Source organism: Brevibacillus sp. BC25 (assembly GCF_000282075.1).
Classification (GTDB): Bacteria; Bacillota; Bacilli; order Brevibacillales; family Brevibacillaceae; genus Brevibacillus.
Map to the genome: position 1 here is coordinate 133063 of NZ_AKIX01000060.1, position 15806 is coordinate 148868.

At 48.0% G+C, this 15806-nt stretch carries 18 protein-coding genes; 8 read left to right on the forward strand and 10 right to left on the reverse strand.

Annotation, left to right across the window (positions count from 1 at the left end; translation table 11 throughout):
• Nucleotides 1-123: 123 nt before the first annotated feature.
• Both PMI05_RS17625 and PMI05_RS17630 read left to right on the forward strand, forming a co-directional pair.
• On the forward strand, nucleotides 124-1722 hold the full coding sequence (locus PMI05_RS17625; RefSeq protein WP_007724474.1) for a peptide chain release factor 3: 1599 nt from the start codon (nucleotides 124-126) through the stop codon (nucleotides 1720-1722).
• 70 nt (nucleotides 1723-1792) lie between these two features.
• A complete protein-coding gene (locus PMI05_RS17630) occupies nucleotides 1793-2389 on the forward strand; it encodes a histidine phosphatase family protein (RefSeq protein WP_007724475.1) in 597 nt (198 codons plus the stop codon).
• On the opposite strand, the gene PMI05_RS17635 is transcribed toward PMI05_RS17630, so the two are convergent.
• From PMI05_RS17635 to PMI05_RS17645, 3 genes are read right to left on the reverse strand one after another with little or no spacing between them, the layout of a single operon-like run.
• Nucleotides 2386-2925, reverse strand: a complete 540-nt coding sequence (locus PMI05_RS17635; RefSeq protein WP_007724476.1) for a GNAT family N-acetyltransferase — start codon at nucleotides 2923-2925, stop codon at nucleotides 2386-2388. The genes PMI05_RS17630 and PMI05_RS17635 overlap by 4 nt on opposite strands.
• A complete protein-coding gene (locus PMI05_RS17640; RefSeq protein ID WP_007724477.1) occupies nucleotides 2926-4014 on the reverse strand; it encodes a Xaa-Pro peptidase family protein in 1089 nt (362 codons plus the stop codon).
• A 49-nt stretch (nucleotides 4015-4063) separates the two neighbouring features.
• Nucleotides 4064-4612, reverse strand: a complete 549-nt coding sequence (locus tag PMI05_RS17645) for a helix-turn-helix domain-containing protein (RefSeq protein ID WP_007724478.1) — start codon at nucleotides 4610-4612, stop codon at nucleotides 4064-4066.
• A 170-nt stretch (nucleotides 4613-4782) separates the two neighbouring features.
• Here PMI05_RS17645 and PMI05_RS17650 point away from each other — a divergent pair, with 170 nt between their 5' ends.
• Nucleotides 4783-5931: an MFS transporter gene (locus PMI05_RS17650; RefSeq protein WP_039960956.1), complete on the forward strand. Its 1149-nt coding sequence runs from the start codon at nucleotides 4783-4785 to the stop codon at nucleotides 5929-5931.
• Nucleotides 5932-6130: 199 nt separating this feature from the next.
• The gene (locus PMI05_RS17655) at nucleotides 6131-7114 is read left to right on the forward strand and encodes an ABC transporter substrate-binding protein (protein ID WP_007724480.1); all 984 of its coding nucleotides are present in this window, start codon (nucleotides 6131-6133) and stop codon (nucleotides 7112-7114) included.
• Nucleotides 7115-7167: 53 nt separating this feature from the next.
• Here PMI05_RS17655 and PMI05_RS17660 read toward each other — a convergent pair whose 3' ends face one another.
• From PMI05_RS17660 to PMI05_RS17680, 5 genes are all read right to left on the reverse strand, one after another.
• Nucleotides 7168-7962, reverse strand: a complete 795-nt coding sequence (locus PMI05_RS17660; RefSeq protein ID WP_007724481.1) for a DUF817 domain-containing protein — start codon at nucleotides 7960-7962, stop codon at nucleotides 7168-7170.
• A 38-nt stretch (nucleotides 7963-8000) separates the two neighbouring features.
• Nucleotides 8001-8804, reverse strand: a complete 804-nt coding sequence (locus PMI05_RS17665) for an alpha/beta hydrolase (protein ID WP_007724483.1) — start codon at nucleotides 8802-8804, stop codon at nucleotides 8001-8003.
• Nucleotides 8801-9808, reverse strand: a complete 1008-nt coding sequence (locus PMI05_RS17670) for an ABC transporter substrate-binding protein (protein ID WP_007724485.1) — start codon at nucleotides 9806-9808, stop codon at nucleotides 8801-8803. Before PMI05_RS17670 ends, PMI05_RS17665 begins: the two co-directional genes overlap by 4 nt.
• A gap of 46 nt (nucleotides 9809-9854) precedes the next feature.
• A complete protein-coding gene (locus tag PMI05_RS17675) occupies nucleotides 9855-11045 on the reverse strand; it encodes a helix-turn-helix domain-containing protein (RefSeq protein ID WP_007724487.1) in 1191 nt (396 codons plus the stop codon).
• A gap of 152 nt (nucleotides 11046-11197) precedes the next feature.
• Complete coding sequence (locus tag PMI05_RS17680; protein ID WP_007724489.1) at nucleotides 11198-12025, reverse strand: sulfurtransferase; 828 nt, start codon at nucleotides 12023-12025, stop codon at nucleotides 11198-11200.
• 113 nt (nucleotides 12026-12138) lie between these two features.
• On the opposite strand from PMI05_RS17680, the gene PMI05_RS17685 reads away from it, so the two are divergent.
• Nucleotides 12139-12738 (forward strand): DUF502 domain-containing protein, encoded by a 600-nt coding sequence (locus PMI05_RS17685; RefSeq protein ID WP_007724490.1) that lies wholly within the window; start codon nucleotides 12139-12141, stop codon nucleotides 12736-12738.
• Nucleotides 12739-12924: 186 nt separating this feature from the next.
• On the opposite strand, the gene PMI05_RS17690 is transcribed toward PMI05_RS17685, so the two are convergent.
• Entirely contained in the window at nucleotides 12925-13167 is a 243-nt protein-coding gene (locus PMI05_RS17690) for a hypothetical protein (RefSeq protein ID WP_007724492.1), read from the reverse strand.
• Nucleotides 13168-13232: 65 nt separating this feature from the next.
• Entirely contained in the window at nucleotides 13233-13676 is a 444-nt protein-coding gene (locus tag PMI05_RS17695; protein WP_007724494.1) for a DUF2621 domain-containing protein, read from the reverse strand.
• Nucleotides 13677-13843: 167 nt separating this feature from the next.
• Here PMI05_RS17695 and PMI05_RS17700 point away from each other — a divergent pair, with 167 nt between their 5' ends.
• From PMI05_RS17700 to PMI05_RS17710, 3 genes are all read left to right on the forward strand, one after another.
• Nucleotides 13844-14218, forward strand: coding sequence for a hypothetical protein (locus PMI05_RS17700; RefSeq protein WP_007724495.1), 375 nt, complete (start codon nucleotides 13844-13846; stop codon nucleotides 14216-14218).
• A 54-nt stretch (nucleotides 14219-14272) separates the two neighbouring features.
• Nucleotides 14273-15232, forward strand: coding sequence for a lipopolysaccharide assembly protein LapB (locus tag PMI05_RS17705; RefSeq protein WP_007724500.1), 960 nt, complete (start codon nucleotides 14273-14275; stop codon nucleotides 15230-15232).
• A 66-nt stretch (nucleotides 15233-15298) separates the two neighbouring features.
• Nucleotides 15299-15685: a VOC family protein gene (locus PMI05_RS17710; RefSeq protein ID WP_007724501.1), complete on the forward strand. Its 387-nt coding sequence runs from the start codon at nucleotides 15299-15301 to the stop codon at nucleotides 15683-15685.
• Nucleotides 15686-15806: the final 121 nt, after the last annotated feature.

Sequence of the window (15806 nt, forward strand, 5' to 3'; positions counted from 1 at the left end):
TTTTTACTACTGAATATTATAACGGTTTAATGAAAAATTACTAGGTGGATGCGGCAAGCATTTGTCGGTATAATCGTAGAGGAAACGAAAGTGTTACTTATTTGCGATGACAGGAGAATGAAGATGAGTCAATCCAATCCCCAATGGGAAAATGAGATAGCAAAACGCCGTACCTTCGCCATCATCTCCCACCCGGATGCGGGTAAAACGACAATGACGGAAAAGCTGCTCTACTACGGCGGAGCCATCCGTGAAGCAGGGGTGGTCAAGGGGCGCAAAAATTCCAAGCATGCTACCTCCGACTGGATGGAGATCGAGAAAAAGCGTGGAATCTCCGTTACGTCCAGTGCGATGGATTTCGAATACAACGGACACCACATCAACATTTTGGATACACCTGGTCACCAAGACTTCAGTGAAGATACGTACCGTACGCTGACTGCTGCTGATGCTGCTGTGATGATTATCGACGTAGCAAAAGGGGTAGAGGCACAGACGATCAAACTGTTCAAGGTCTGTCGCATGCGTGGTATTCCGATCTTTACGTTCGTGAACAAGCTGGACCGTCACGGAAAAGATCCATTCGAGCTCTTGGAAGAAATTGAGCGCGTATTGGGCATTCGCTCTTATCCGATGAACTGGCCGATTGGCATGGGTAGCTACTTTAGTGGTGTATTTGACCGCATGAAGTCTCGTGTCGAGCTGTACCAAAACAACACACAGCACGAGGACATTTCCTTTTTCCCTGTAGAGGGAGCAGAAGACCCGCTGATCGGTGATCGTGTCGGTCAAGAATTGTGGCAGCAATTGCAGGACGAAATCTCCCTGCTGGATGTTGCGGGAGATGAATACGATCCTGAACTGATCAACAAAGGGCAACTGACGCCTGTTTTCTTCGGTAGTGCTATCAATAACTTCGGTGTACAAACATTCCTGGACAACTTCCTGCAAATGGCGCCAGCACCTTCCGCGAAGAAGAGTACAGAAGGCTTGATCGATCCGTATACGAACGATTTCTCCGGCTTCATCTTCAAAATCCAAGCCAATATGAATCCAGCTCACCGAGATCGCATCGCTTTCTTGCGTATTTGCTCCGGCAAGTTTGAGCGGGGAATGTCAGTCAAGCACGTCCGTCTTGGCAAAGACATCAAATTGGCGCAGCCGGTACAGTTTATGGCACAAGACCGTGAAATAGTCGATGAATCGTTCGCGGGAGATGTCATCGGTCTTTTTGACCCGGGCATTTTCCAGATCGGAGATACACTCTGTGTCGGAAAATCGTTTGAGTACGAAGAAATGCCGCACTTCTCGCCGGAGTTTTTCTCCAAGGTGATGGTGAAGGACGCGATGAAGCACAAGCAATTCCAAAAAGGGATCATGCAGTTGACCGAGGAAGGAACGGTGCAGTTATTCCGTACCCATCCGATGGAAGAGCTGATTCTTGGCGTGGTAGGTGTACTGCAGTTCGAGGTACTGGAATACCGTTTGAAAGCCGAGTACGGGGTAGACATCATGTTGACTCGTATGCCGTATCAAATCGCTCGCTGGCTCGAAGGGGAGAAAGCAGACCTCGATGCTGTGAAGAACAGAACCGTTTCTGACCGTTATGGCCGTCCGGTTATGCTGTTTGAGAGCGAGTATCAGCTGCGTGTCGCGATGGATAAGTACTCGAATATCAAGTTCCATGACAGTTCTCTTGGTTTGAAATCCGTTCATTCTTAATTGAAAAGGGAATTACAGGGCCTCCCGATCGCGGTGAGGCCCTCTTTATCCCTAATGAGGAGGCAATCCGATGCAAATTTTGTTGATTCGCCATGGACAATCCGAAGCAGATATTTTGAATGTGCATGAAGGCAAGGCAGATTTTCCTTTGACAGAAGAAGGGCGTGAACAGGCACGGCGCATGGCAGCGCGCGTTTTGGAGCAGTTTCCTCCAGATTTTATTTGGGCGAGCACACTCAAGCGAGCCAGTGAGACCGCTTCTATTTTGGCTGACACAGTAGGTTGTCCCGTTCAGTACATACCCGAGCTGCAAGAGCACAATAATGGAGACCTGGCAGGCAAGCCCTTAGAGGAAGTCGCGTTTCCTTGGGGAATCTTGCCGCACGAAAAGCTGGGCGGAGATGGCGAGAGCAAGATCGAATTCCGCGCACGCGGCGAGCAAATCTATTCTGCAATCAGACATCTCAGCACTTCCTATAAAAGAATTGCGATTGTTTCCCACGGCGGCATGATCTCCAGAATCATCGAAAGCTTCTTGCAGCTGCCTGTCTTGCACGACATTTACTTTGGCACAGGCGACACCGGTATCCACTTGTTGGAGTATAACGAATACGGACGTCTGATCCACTTCACCAATTCCACGACTCATTTGGACAGCATGGACTAGAACTCGATGGCAAAAAACTTGACCTCCTCCGTATTATTTGGAAGGGTAACCATCCCTTTTTCTTGCAGCCCGATTTTCTGCAGAAGCTTGGCAGAAGATGCATTATCGGGGTTGGTGATTGCTACGATGCGCTTTAAGCCGACAACTTCTTTTGCGTGGGCAAGAACGGCAGAGGCTGCCTCATACGCGTAGCCTTTGCCCCAGTATGCGGGCAGAAAGGCAAAGCCGATATCGACATCCTCCAACGAATCTCTCTTGATCAGTCCACATAAACCGATGGGAACATTTCCTTCCTTTAATTCTGTCAAATACAGACCAAAGCCAAGACTCTCGTACATTGCGACAGCGCCATTCAAAATATAGTTGCGGGCGTCTTCCGTCGAACGAAGACCACGATCGCCAATAAATCGAATCCAAGAAGGCTCATTCATCAGTTTCAAGACAAAATCAGCGTCTTCGGCAGTTTGCCAGCGGAGGATGAGACGATCTGTTTCCAGCACTTTCAATGGAACGACACCAGCCTTTTCTTTTATCATTTATCCGATGATTTGCAACTCTTTGGGAAAAGACGTCAATACTTCTACGCCATCCTTCGTGACGAGGACATTGTCTTCAATGCGGATGCCACCGATCTGCGTGTTATAAATGCCCGGTTCAATCGTGAAAACCATGCCTGGGATGAGTTCTCCTGCTGCCTGGCTGTGAACGTACGGAGCCTCATGAAGCTCCAATCCGATTCCGTGCCCTACACGATTGATGAAAAATTCTCCATAGCCCCGGTCCGCAATGACAGCTCGTGCAGCTAGGTCAACATCTGCGATTAGAGCCCCTGGTCGAACAGCCTGTATCCCAGCCAGATTCGCTTGCAAGACCGTATCGTACATGTCTAGCAATTCTGCACCAAGTTGACCGACAGCAAAAGTACGAGTCAGGTCCGATACATACCCATCGACATACACCCCTGCGTCAATTAACAAAACTTCTCCAGCTTGAATCACCCGATCACCTGGGTCACCATGGGGCAGTGCTGCTTTTTCTCCAGCCAGTACAATCGTTGAAAAGGAAGGGCCTTGGGCTTTTAGCTTTTTCATCTGGTATTCCAGCTCTGCGACGACGTCCAGTTCCGTCATCCCTACGGATATCAGAGGGAGCGTACGGCGTAGGGATTCCTCCATCACCCAAATAGCTCGCTTGATAGTAGCGATTTCAGATTCATCCTTAGCCACGCGTATATTGCACAGCAATTCTCCGACATCCACTGCTTCTGTAGCGTGCACCACCGATACGAGCGCCTCATATGTTTTCGCCGTCAAATGGTTCTTCTCCACACCAATGTGAGAGAGGGGAGTCGGCAGCAAATGCTGAAGCACAGTCAGCGCATCCTGTGAATCGTCATGCGTGTAAATCATAATGGCAGGACAAGCCTCCCGTGCTTTTTCACCGTCCAGCAGTGGAACGAAGAGGAAGGGGGACTCGCCTCTCACCAAAACGAGACCCATAAAACGTTCATGTGGCTCTGTCAAAAATCCGGTAAAATAGTACACGTTTTTGGGATGCGTAATAATCAATGCGTCTAGTTTCCTGCTTTCCATATACGCGTGCAGCTTTTCCAATCTTTCTTGCATTCAGATCACCCTTTTTTATTGGTAGACAATGCGGAAAGGACACGTAGCGTTAGGTTCTAAAAATGACAGGTGTCAATACGGATAGAATCTCAGCTTCTTCAGTGGAAGGATTGTACCACGTATGAAGGAGAGAGGAAGGGAAGTGGATCGTATCTCCTTGCTCGAGATGGTATTCCGTTTCGTCGACGACGATGGTGACACATCCTTTTACGACGTAGTAAAACTCTTCGCCGGGATGCTGAAAGGCGACATGCTTCTTCTGTCCGGGTGGCAACACGTTGAGGAGCGGCTCAAGTGCCCTGTCGGGGAAATTCCCACCGATTCGAACGTACTTCACAGGTGACCCTTCAATCTGCAACGTTTTACGCTTTGCTATGGGCGTGTGGTACGTGACATCTTTTTCTACTTCAAAGAAGTACGTAATGGGGACACCCAGGCATTCCGCAATTTTTTGCAGAGAAGTAATCGCGAGTGAACTGTTACCACGCTCTACTTGTGATAAGAAACTGACGGAGAATCCTGATTTCTCACTTAAGTCCTTTAAAGTAAGCTCTTGTTGTATACGAAGCGCTCGTATTTTTTTGTAAACGTGCTCCAAAAAGTCACCTCCTGCACAAAAACGATTTTTGTAATACAGTAAATATTACGGTAATACAAAAATAAACGCTACATTTATTCTGAATCTTCCTTCTCCTTTTCTTATCCTACTTGTACCATTCCCTTCATATACTGGGACAAAGACAGGCCGTAAGAGAGGAAGGGAATGCTTTGAGGGCTCTCCTGTTAGTGGTTTTGTTTCTTGTTGCCTTTGACATGCACGCGCAGACGCCTCTTCTTGCGCCGTATTTAAACGTATTGGGTGTATCCGCTGCGATGATCGGCTTCGTGCTCGGCGGTTATGCGATCAGTAATTTGACAGGCAACCTGCTCGCTGGCCCTTTTCTCGATCGCTATCCGAAAAAATGGTTTATCGCAGGTGGATTGATTTTGGCTGGGGTGATGCTGATTGGTCAAGGCATCGTGCAAAATACGGCGGGTTTCTTTACCTTTCGGCTGATGCTCGGGTTTTTGATGGCGTTTGTATCTCCTGCTTGTTCTGCCTTGCTCGGAGAAACAGGGAAGACGGCACTTGAGCAGGGCGAAATCATGGGTAAAAAGGGATTGGTCCTTACCTCGGCAGGTATCGTATCCCCGGCAGTCGGTAGCTTTTTGGCGGTGCAGTTCGGCTATGGTCAATCATTCGTGATTCTTGGCTACATGATGATCATTGCTGGCGTTTTCGCTTGGATGATGCTGCCAGATAGAGTAGAGGGAAGCACGCCGTCCACGCCACGGATAAAAGATGGAGGCAAGCAGAGCCTCACCGCCATCCTGGAAAATCGAATGCTGTACCCTGCGTTTCTTGGGGGATTTGCGATCATTTATGCCCAAGGAACGATCATCTACGAAGTGCCCTTGCTCATCCAAAAACAAGGGCTGTCCCCGGCCGTTACTGGCATATTGTTCAGCTTGAAAGGGTTGGGGGCACTTGCGATTCTGTGCCAGTTTTGGCTGCATCGCGTCCCCGTCGAGACGAGAACGTTTGCTGGTTTGGGCGTACTTAGTCTTCTTCTGTATGCCCTGGCAATCGGGCTGGCAATTCCGATTCATGTGATGATGTTTTTCTTCGGTGCGTGCTTTGGGATGCTATTTCCGGCTTTTGCGACCATTTTGACGGTACATTCACCCCGAGAGCAATATGGGAGCGTGTTTAGTATTTACTCAGCGGTATTGTCGATCGGAGCGGTATTGAGCCCAGTATTGGCAGGTTTGCTGGGGAATTGGCACCATTCTTACTTCATTGCGTTTTTTGTAACAGCGGGCGTGTGTCTGATCGGGGGACTGCATCGATTCTTGTTAAGCGGGGTTCCGCGATAAAGCTGCAAGACGGATAGACGAAGGACTTTCTGCTTAGTAAGCAGGAGGTCTTTTTCGTTTCGATAAACAAAAAGTTGAGTATCTTGCCATAATCGGCTATAATACCCATTGTGATTATGATAATTATTCTCAATGAGTGTGCGGTCGAGTAGGCAATTGTCGCTGCTCGATGGCATGAAGCAGATGGAGGAACACACCAATGAAGAAAACAGCCAAACTTTCGATAGTCAGTGTCGTATTAGCAAGCTTAGTTACAATCGTGAGTGCTTGCTCTGGCCAGCCGAACGCTGCGAGTCCAGAGACACAAGCGGGCAACAGCCAGACCGCAACACCAGCGGCTGAAGCTCCACGGGTACTGAAGGATGCGATGGGAAATGAAGTAACAGTCCCAGCTCAACCACAGCGCGTGATCGCTTCTTATCTGGAGGATCATTTAGTAGCGTTGGGAGTGAAGCCAGTTGCTCAATGGTCAGTAGGGAACAGCCAGGTACAAGGCTACCTGCAAAAAGAGCTGGCGGGTATTCCAGCGATTTCTTATGATCTTCCGCCAGAGGTCGTGATGAGCCACAGCCCCGACCTGATTATATTGGATACCGCATCCCTGATCCAAGGAGACAAGTATAGCCAGTACTCGAAAATCGCTCCTACTTACACCATTGGAAAAGAAAAGAACAGCGATTGGCGTAAAGAGCTCCTGACAGTAGGGGAAGTTCTCAACAAGGGAGAAGAAGCGAAGAAAGTGCTAGCAGATTATGAGACATTTGTAGCTGAGTCCAAACAAAAGTTGCAGCAAGCGATCGGGGAAAAATCAGCGGCAGCACTATGGATGACGGGGAAAAATGTGTATGTAGCACGTCAGGACTTGTCTAGCGGGGATGTGCTCTATAAGGACCTCGGGTTTAAGGCTCCTACCATCGTTCAGGAAATATCCAAGTCAGGTGAAGCAAACTGGAACGCGATTTCCATGGAGAAATTGGCTGAACTCGATGCCGAGTACTTGTTTATCGTAAACAGTAATCCAACTGCTGTGGAACAGCTGCAAAAGGATCCAGTATGGGCGAATATCCCTGCTGTGAAGAATGGAAATGCCTATACGTTTGCGAAAGATTCCAGCTGGCTGTACACAGGCGTCATTGCCAACCGCCAAATGATTGAAAATGTACTCGGCAACGTAATGAAATAAGAGAGAAAGCCTATCCACCCTTTGACGTTTCGTAGGAAGAGTGGATAGGCTTTTTATATGTGTTTCTTGCTATCATGGGACTGGGATCTTCTTGATTTTACGTGTTTTAATTCCGCCACGATAATAAAGCTCACGATAACAAGTAAAAACCACGAGCTGATTTTACTGAGATGCACGAGTTCCCAGCCTGCTTTTTGATTCGGATAATTCCAAGCGCCGAGGAACGTCGCTATATTTTCCGCAATCCAAATGAAAAAACCGATCAAAAAGTAACCAAGAGGGATGGGCATGAAAAATCGCTCGTTCGCGACGCTAAAATAAACACGGGTTTTCCAGAAGACAATGAAAATAGCTGCCATCAGCACCCAACGCAAATCCCAAATATAATGGTGGGTGAAAAAGTTCAGATAGATCATTGCGCCCAAAATTGTGGCGATAATTTGATTCGGCCAGCCAGAGAGAGAGACCTCAAGTCGGCGCCACGCTTGACATAAGTAGCTCGCGACACTGGCGTACATGAACCCACTGTAAAGAGGAACGCCAAACACCTTACTGTACGCATCCTCAGGATAGCTCCAAGATCCCATATGCACCTTGAATATTTCCAAGCACAGCCCGATCACGTGAAAGACCGTGATGACCTTCAATTCGTCCCGAGACTCCAAGCCACTTTTCACCATGAAGATCTGGAAGAGTAGGCAGAGCAAAAGCAGGAGGTCATACCTCGGCAAACCAGGAATGGTGACGAACTTGGATAAGGCGAGCGAAGCAAAAATAAAGACTGGAAACAAGCAAGACATGGCTTCTTGATAGCCGAAATGAAGCAATAAACGAATATATCGTATCATTTGTCTGTCCTTTGCGTTCTGAAAGTAGTTTCAGAGAGCTAATCCGTAAGCACAAACCGCACAAGTCTATTAATCGCGGAAGGCAGCACGCTTACGTGGCCCTCATCTTCGAATTTGATGTAGCTCACTTGAACACCTTTGGTAGCGAGTGGTTCCATGCGCTCGACGACCCGTTGTGCACCCTCTACCATGAAGGAGAGCTCATCACCGCCAACAATGACAAGAAGCTTTAGTTCGTGTTCCCCTTTCCATTGAGCGATGAAGCGCTCTTGCTCCCTCAATACCTCGTCGTTGCCCCACCAGACGGAAGGGCTGCCTGATACGACGTGAGAAAAGAGCTTCGGACGCGAGAACATCGTATACAGTGTGAAATGACCGCCCAGGGAGTGGCCGAAAATCGCCTGTTTGTTCGGATTTACTTGCCACTCGGAAGAAATAGCTGGCATCAGCTGCTGTTCAAGGAAATCGAGGAACAAATCAACTCCACCATACTCTGGCCAAGGTTCCCCATTCGGTCGGTCAGGAAGTGAAGCCGAATCCACAGGCATGGTCAAATCGTAACAACGGCGTTCCATGTCAAATGGCAAACGTGATGGATAGCCGATTCCTACAACTATGGCTGGGTTGAAGCCCTTGGGCTTGCGCGTTTGCAACTTCACCGTCTCCGCAATCGTTCCAAACATCGCATCGCCATCCACGGCATATATAACCGCATACCCTTCAGGCGGGGCCTCAGCTTCCGGAATCGCAATCATAATCCGATAGTCACGACCTTGGCTTGATTGCAGTGTCCACTCTACACAATTACTAGGGAAGTAGCCGTTTTTCTCTATGATTCTCATTTTGCAATCAATCCTTTCACATCGTCAATGACTTTCATATGTGCGATCAGGCCGCCACTTAACCAGTGATCTCCCTCTACTTTAAACGTACGACCGTTCTTCACAGCCTCCATGCTTTTCCAAACAGGACTCTCTGTCAAATCCTTCTCAAACGCATCCCCCGTACCAGCGTCATTGATAAGGAAAATATAATCCGCATCCAAATCAGGTAAGCTCTCTAGTGATAAATTAATGTCACCACCGGATACAACCTGGCTCGGCAAAAAGCCTAGCTCATTGGTAAGTACGTATCCACTGAAGAAATCGTACTTGATGAAGAACATCCCTCTGCCATTGAAGCGAATAATGGCTGCTTTTTTGCCTTGGATATGGGGGGCCAGCTCCTTTTTGGCTGACTCGACATGTTCTTTATACTTTTGCAAAGCTTCTTCTGCTTCCGCCGACTTGCCCAACAGATCGCCAATCACGCGTACGGAAGATTCAAGATCAGCATTTGCTTGCTTGAACACATACGTCGGAGCAATCATCTTATATTTATCGTACACGCCGCTTTCGATATGGTTGGCATTGTGCAAGAGGATGAGATCTGGCTCATGGGCCATAACAGCTTCCGGCTCTGGAGGCAATCCACCTGCGAAGGTAATGGACGGCACATCTTTTAGCTTATCTTGCAAATACATTTTTGGTCTTAAGCCAGTTGACCACTGCACGACCGGAGCAACGCCTAGTGCGACCAAAGTATCTTCCAGATTGGGAGCGAATATTTTGGCAGGTGCGGCAGGCAATGTCACCTCGTTACCCATTTCATCTTTTAGTACTCGCGGGTAGGCAGGATGGTCAGAAGAGCTCTTTGCCGATCCTTCTCCTTCGGCACTCCCAGTCGCGGACGAATCGACCTTCTGCGTCACTGCCTCATTGCTTGCATTGTTCCCGCAGCCTGCTGCAAGTCCAGCAACGAGCATCGCCGTGGTCAGCAACAGCGCAAGGCTAGTTTTCTTTGTCATACTAGTAGAATCCCCTCTCGATGATAATGTTTCTCACTGGGAAACATTATAATTCACGTGTGAAAGGGGCTCCATGGACAACACCTTGAATTGCATTTGGACTTTTCCCCGTTACCATCAGCACCATTTCATCCAGCATTCGGTTCATGGCAATCGGTGAGTACTCGTACCACGGATTAGAAGGCAAGGGGTAGAGGTATCCATTTTGTACAGCACGAAGTCCTTTCCAAAGCGAATGATGCTGTAGCGTCAGCCAACTGAGGCGTGTCGACTCATCCAGACAAACGAACAACAGGATTCGCTCCGGGTCTAAGCTCGCAAGCTGTTCGAGCGTGATTGGCTGATTGCAAGGTTCCTTTTCCTCTTCCACAAGAGAAAGTTGCAAATCATCGTACAGAAGCTCCTTCATTCCCTTGTTGTTGTAGAGATGGATGCCATCCCGATAAAGTCGAATGATCGCAAATTTATCTTGCTGGAGCACGGACTGCAGGTCTGCGCGAACGACAGCAGCCTTCGCTTCATAAAAAGCGATCCAGGAGTCACAAGCAGCTTCTTTGCCCGTGTAGCTGGCAACTTCACGTAATTGCTCTCTCCAGCCAGAAGATTGGAGGGTCCAGACGTCTATGCTATGTGCGGACAAGCGTTGCCTGGTAGTCTCGGGAAGTTCTATGTGGCTAATGACAACATCCGGCTTGGCAGCCAGAAGCATCATTTCCTGATCGTCGTCGTTCCACGGTGTTTCGACCGCTTTTAGATGAACGGCAATTCGTTGCTGATACTGCTGATAGTAATAGGGGGTCCACTTCGCATCCAAAGGAGCAGCGACTGGTACAATCCCCAGTACCATTAGATGACCCAGCAGGGAAGGGGAGAAGACGGCAACTTTGCGCTCGGAAGCTCTTTCATACGCGGAGGGGGACACTCCCACTTCCTTCTTGAACTTCCGGCTAAAGTAAAACTCGTCGCTATACCCGATTGTTTTCGCAATATCCCGTAGCTTCATATCTGTCTCGCGTAGCAATCGCTTGGCATGATTGATACGCAGACTCGTTACATAGTCCATGACACTTTGTCCGTAAGCCTTCTTGAACGAATCACCAAAATAGCTCGGACTCAAGTTCGCCATCGCTGCCAACGTAGTTACGTTTAACGGACGATCGAAGTTACAGATCATATACGAACGAACCTCGTGGAGTGACATATGACGTCTAGGCTCGTATTCTTCATTTTGCTTCATGAATCCATCCACCTTTTCAGGCAAGTGCAAAAGTTTGTGATAATGATAATTATTATCTATGAATAATAACGAAAATGATAGAGGAAGAAAAAATAAGGCGACCGATCCCAAGTATCGTAGGGAAGCGATCGCCCGCCAAGCCATTTTTGGAATTACTCTTCGCCGGTAGCTACCGGATTATCTGGATACGAGCTCCAATCACTCCAACTGCCCAAATACAATTTCACATCTTTTCGACCAGCAGCATGGAAAGCGAGCAAATTGGAGCAAGCCGTCACGCCTGAGCCGCAATAGACGATCAATTCTTTATCAGCGTAAGGGGCGAGACGCTTTTGCAGCTCGTCTGCCGGAAGCATTGTCTGATCACCAGCGAGGTTGTCCTTATAAAAGAAATTGTGCGCCCCGGGAATGTGACCTGCTTTAGAGTCGATCGGTTCGTTCTCGCCGCGGTAGCGTTCTGGCGCACGAGAATCGAGCAATACAGTGTGCTCGCTGCGTTTTTTGACACCTTCTATGTCAACCAGCATGTCGTGGCGAACATGGGCGACGAACTCTCGAGCTTGTACAGTAGGTACTTCTGCTGTTATCTCATAGCCAGTCTTTTTCCAAGCAGCGTATCCCCCGTCGAGTACAGCTACCTGATCGTGACCAAGGTATCGGAGCAGCCACCATAGACGTCCTGCCATCGCCATTTCCTGATCATCGTAGGCGATGACAGTCGTGTTGGCATCGATTCCCGCATTTGAAAAATGGGCAGCCAGCAGATCCATATCTGGTAGAGGATGACGTCCACCATGCTCGCTTTTGGAGCCAGAAAGGTCACGGTTCAGATGAAAGTAGAGGGCTCCGGGGATATGGTCCTTCGTGTATTCCTCTGCACCTGCTTCAGAAGCACTTAAAGCAAAACGACAATCGACGATCACCAAATTTTCATCGTTCAGATGATCCTTGAGCCATTGAGGTGTGACAAGTGCTTGCATGAATCTCCCTACTTTCTCTTTTTTCTTCATCATAGCAGATGGCAATCCAATCAGGTACAATAATTACAGTAAGGTGGTTAGCGGAGAAGAGGAGAGAAGAGGGGAGAAGAGAGATGAAGCGTTTCATTCGCTATTTTTTAGAGGGGCTATTGTTTGTCATTCCGTTGGCAGTGACGATTTATATTTTGTACTGGATTTTCACGACTGTGGATAATTGGTTCTACCTGTTGGTCCACAAGTGGTTTAATCTCCAAATTCCAGGACTTGGTGTCCTCTTGACCATACTCGGTATCACGATTGTAGGTTTCCTTGCATCCAATGTGCTGACACGCGGAGTGCTTTCGCTCGTGTCCACCGTCTTCGAAAAAGTGCCGTTTATCAAACTCATTTATACGTCCATCAAGGATTTGATCGGAGCGTTTGTAGGGGAGAAGAAGAGCTTCAACAAGCCGGTGCTCGTGACGCTATCCAAGGATGGAAATGCGAAGGCAATGGGGTTTATTACAAAGGAAAGCCTCGATTCTTTCGGTCTCACAGACCATGTAGCGGTCTATCTGCCCCAGTCGTACAATTTTGCAGGAAATCTCCTGTTGTTCCCGAGCGATCAGGTACAGCTGCTTGATACGGAAAGCTCAGAAGTCATGGCATTCCTGGTATCGGGTGGAGTATCCGGAGGGCCGCAAAACGTAAACAAAAAAAGCAGCGATGCGTAAATAATACAAACCTCCAGCGCCACGATTCTTATGGTTTTGGAGGTTTGTTTGTTGCTGGTATTCCCATAAACTTTAAACCACACCTTCGTTCCTGAATTGAGCCCAAATATCAGCTTGCGAAGCTGTACCTTGGCATAGACAAAAAGACACTCAAACGAGTTTGAGTGCCTTCACATTTTAATTACGTTAGCTGCTAAAAAATCCACTATGGCTGGAATATTTGCGACGATAGTGACGATGGCCGTATGTTCGATGCCCCATCTTCCAAAAAGGCCGATATCGGTAATCACTGCTGCTGTACTTGTGATAGCCGCGTCCGGTCATTTTCCACAAGAACCGGGCGCCTTTCTTAAAGAGGACCGCCACAATGACAATCGCAACGATCAATATAACGAAACCGATCCCCAAAATCGTGAGTAGGACTGACATCCACATCGTCTCCTTACCAAAAAGGTCTTACCCTTTTTTACGGATGACTCCACAGGAAGTTTCAATCATCCCTCGGCATTCAAATATTTTTCATAGGGAGTGTAGTCGATTTCTTTGGATTGCAGGTGGGCAATGAGCCATTTGTGGTCACGCTTGGGGGTTGCTACGATGTACCCCTTTACAATCAAATCTGTTGTAATCGTGGTTGCTTTCTCTTCTAGCGCGATCTGGCCGATTTTCGCTGCAATAGAACGTCTCGCAACATCACGAAACAACTGTGGCACAGGATCAACTAATTCATTGAGCAAGGTCAGACCCTCATCTGTCCAGAGTGAACGTGTCTGATCAATGTAATGATCTTGCCAATCCAAGTCGGATTTTCCGTCTTGCTTGGGCATGGACTTGAGAAATTTGCGGAACATAAAATACCCGCCAATGGCCATAAGACTTACGAGAACGATGGTCCAACCAACGATAAACAGGGAAAACCCTGTAGACATTTCACCCATACCTTGTACACCTCATTACGAATATCCATTCACTAGTAAAAATTGTACCTTATTTTGGTTCGAGCAACAAACTTTTTGTGCATTTTCCTATCCTTGGGGTTTGCTCTTCCCAAGAACACATACAATTTAGTATGATTAGAATTAATCTTTATTGGGAGTTGACGCTCATGTTCAAGCTTGGACAACGCGTCGTCATTGTTGCCGACTCCTTCGAGCAAGGTTTGCCTTTGGGTGAATACGGTTACCTGATTGCTCGTGACCGCAATCCAGACAGCGCATTTTCCTGGGTTTTACGCATTCCGAAAATTGATAAGCATATCGCCGTTGTAGAAGAGGATATCGCCTTGGAGGAGCAGTTGCTGGAGGAAGAAGCAAATCGCATCTCGCATGAGGCTTTACTTGATTTTGCATTGGCGACAAGGAACGAAGCACTGTTTCGACAACTGATGGGCATGGAAGATGCAGAAGAGGCAGATGACGAACCCGCGAAGGAATCAATGGAGGAATTTATCCGTAAAGTAAATATCAAAGCATGGATCTAATCGGCGGTACAAGCATTTGAAACTTTTGTGAGGAAATGAAAGCGAGGCTGTTTCATGTCTGAATTTGTGACGTTTACCAATGAGTTCGGTCAAACCATCGATATGTCCCGAGAGGACTACCAGAAAAAAATAATTCCACAAAATCTGGATAAGTACTGGGATGAAAAAGATAAGCTTCGCGATTTTGCGATGGAGTTGGTGAAGGGTCAATTTCATGAGCAAGCCGCTGTCGCTGCCGACAGGCTTCTCGAATTATACGGTCCAATCGAGTCTGCTCTCATTTTCCGTGCAGTTGTTCATATGCAGGCGAGAGAATTTGAAAGAGCTAAAAAAATCCTGACAGATTGTCTGGAACGATTCCCGTCCTCGGGTACGGCTTGCACCAATTTGGCAAAAATCTTCGCGTTTGAGGGAGATGAGCCAAAAGCGTTCGAGACCCTACATACAGGCCTGCACAAAGACCCGAATCAAGAAAATGGTTTGAACATGTTTGTTGAGAGCTTCTTGCAAAGAGGGAAAAAGGATGAGCTGAAAGGGCAGCTAGAGTCGCTGGCAAGTAAAGAAGGCGCTTGGAGACCACAATTGCAGCTGGCGCGTGTTGCGTTGAATGAGGAGGATCTCCTGAATGCAATGAAATGGTACACGGCTGCGATTGAAGGAGCGAAAGATCGCTTTGAGGTCGTCATGACTGTGACAGGTGAATTGGGACAAGCGGGTTATGTCTATCAGTTGATTCAGATTTGTGAAAAGTTCTGGACGCCACATTTCCCGTATCCGTATGCAGGCTTCAACTATGCCAACGCTCTGTTGGCGACCGATCAAATGGAAAAGGCAATTGTCATCCTGCGAAACATGCAAGAGCATTTGCCAGATAACTACAAGCCTATGGTCGATCACTTCCTGAATCGAGTACCTGGAGCGCACGAAGCGGAAGCAACCGCCCAACAGAAAGTCGTCGAGAGCCAAATGGACGATCCGACGATGAAGAAGAGCAAGTGGAAGTTTTGGAAGTAAATCGATAGTTGTAGCGCCCGGCATTTCGCTGTCGGGCGCTTTTTATGTAAAAAGGGGGACTGTGCGATGCTGCATCATGTGGAAGTGTATGTCTCCAATCTGGCACGCTCCAAAGATTTTTGGGGCTGGTTGCTGGAGGGGGAGCTGGGCTATACGCGATATCAAGAATGGGCCAGTGGGGTTAGCTGGAAACAGAACGGTACCTATCTGGTTTTTGTCCAGGCAGAAGAGCGATTCCTCGACATTTCGTATCACCGTTGTCGTGTCGGTTTAAATCATCTGGCGTTTTACGCACGGGATCGAGAGCATGTGGAAAAGCTGCGGGAGGAAGCTGCTCGTCGCGGTATCTCTTTGCTCTATCAGGATCGGCATCCGCATGCTGGAGGCGAGGGACATTATGCTTTGTTTTTCGAAGACCCAGATAGAATTAAGGTCGAGATCGTCGCCCCCTAACCTCTCCAGAACATATTGGTCCATGAAAAAACGGTGCAAACATCCCCGGTAGATGGTTGGCACCGTTTTTTAGAAGCCATCTATTTGAACTGGCTGGTGAGCCGCCGCTCTATATAGGCTA

Coding starts and splice junctions, on each gene's coding strand:
- PMI05_RS17625 (WP_007724474.1), top strand. CDS start 124: ATGAGTCAATCCAATCCCCAATGGGAAAATGAGATAGCAAAACGCCGT.
- PMI05_RS17630 (WP_007724475.1), top strand. CDS start 1,793: ATGCAAATTTTGTTGATTCGCCATGGACAATCCGAAGCAGATATTTTG.
- PMI05_RS17635 (WP_007724476.1), bottom strand. CDS start 2,925: ATGATAAAAGAAAAGGCTGGTGTCGTTCCATTGAAAGTGCTGGAAACA.
- PMI05_RS17640 (WP_007724477.1), bottom strand. CDS start 4,014: ATGCAAGAAAGATTGGAAAAGCTGCACGCGTATATGGAAAGCAGGAAA.
- PMI05_RS17655 (WP_007724480.1), top strand. CDS start 6,131: ATGAAGAAAACAGCCAAACTTTCGATAGTCAGTGTCGTATTAGCAAGC.
- PMI05_RS17660 (WP_007724481.1), bottom strand. CDS start 7,962: ATGATACGATATATTCGTTTATTGCTTCATTTCGGCTATCAAGAAGCC.
- PMI05_RS17665 (WP_007724483.1), bottom strand. CDS start 8,804: ATGAGAATCATAGAGAAAAACGGCTACTTCCCTAGTAATTGTGTAGAG.
- PMI05_RS17670 (WP_007724485.1), bottom strand. CDS start 9,808: ATGACAAAGAAAACTAGCCTTGCGCTGTTGCTGACCACGGCGATGCTC.
- PMI05_RS17675 (WP_007724487.1), bottom strand. CDS start 11,045: ATGAAGCAAAATGAAGAATACGAGCCTAGACGTCATATGTCACTCCAC.
- PMI05_RS17680 (WP_007724489.1), bottom strand. CDS start 12,025: ATGCAAGCACTTGTCACACCTCAATGGCTCAAGGATCATCTGAACGAT.
- PMI05_RS17685 (WP_007724490.1), top strand. CDS start 12,139: ATGAAGCGTTTCATTCGCTATTTTTTAGAGGGGCTATTGTTTGTCATT.
- PMI05_RS17690 (WP_007724492.1), bottom strand. CDS start 13,167: ATGTCAGTCCTACTCACGATTTTGGGGATCGGTTTCGTTATATTGATC.
- PMI05_RS17695 (WP_007724494.1), bottom strand. CDS start 13,676: ATGGGTGAAATGTCTACAGGGTTTTCCCTGTTTATCGTTGGTTGGACC.
- PMI05_RS17700 (WP_007724495.1), top strand. CDS start 13,844: ATGTTCAAGCTTGGACAACGCGTCGTCATTGTTGCCGACTCCTTCGAG.
- PMI05_RS17705 (WP_007724500.1), top strand. CDS start 14,273: ATGTCTGAATTTGTGACGTTTACCAATGAGTTCGGTCAAACCATCGAT.
- PMI05_RS17710 (WP_007724501.1), top strand. CDS start 15,299: ATGCTGCATCATGTGGAAGTGTATGTCTCCAATCTGGCACGCTCCAAA.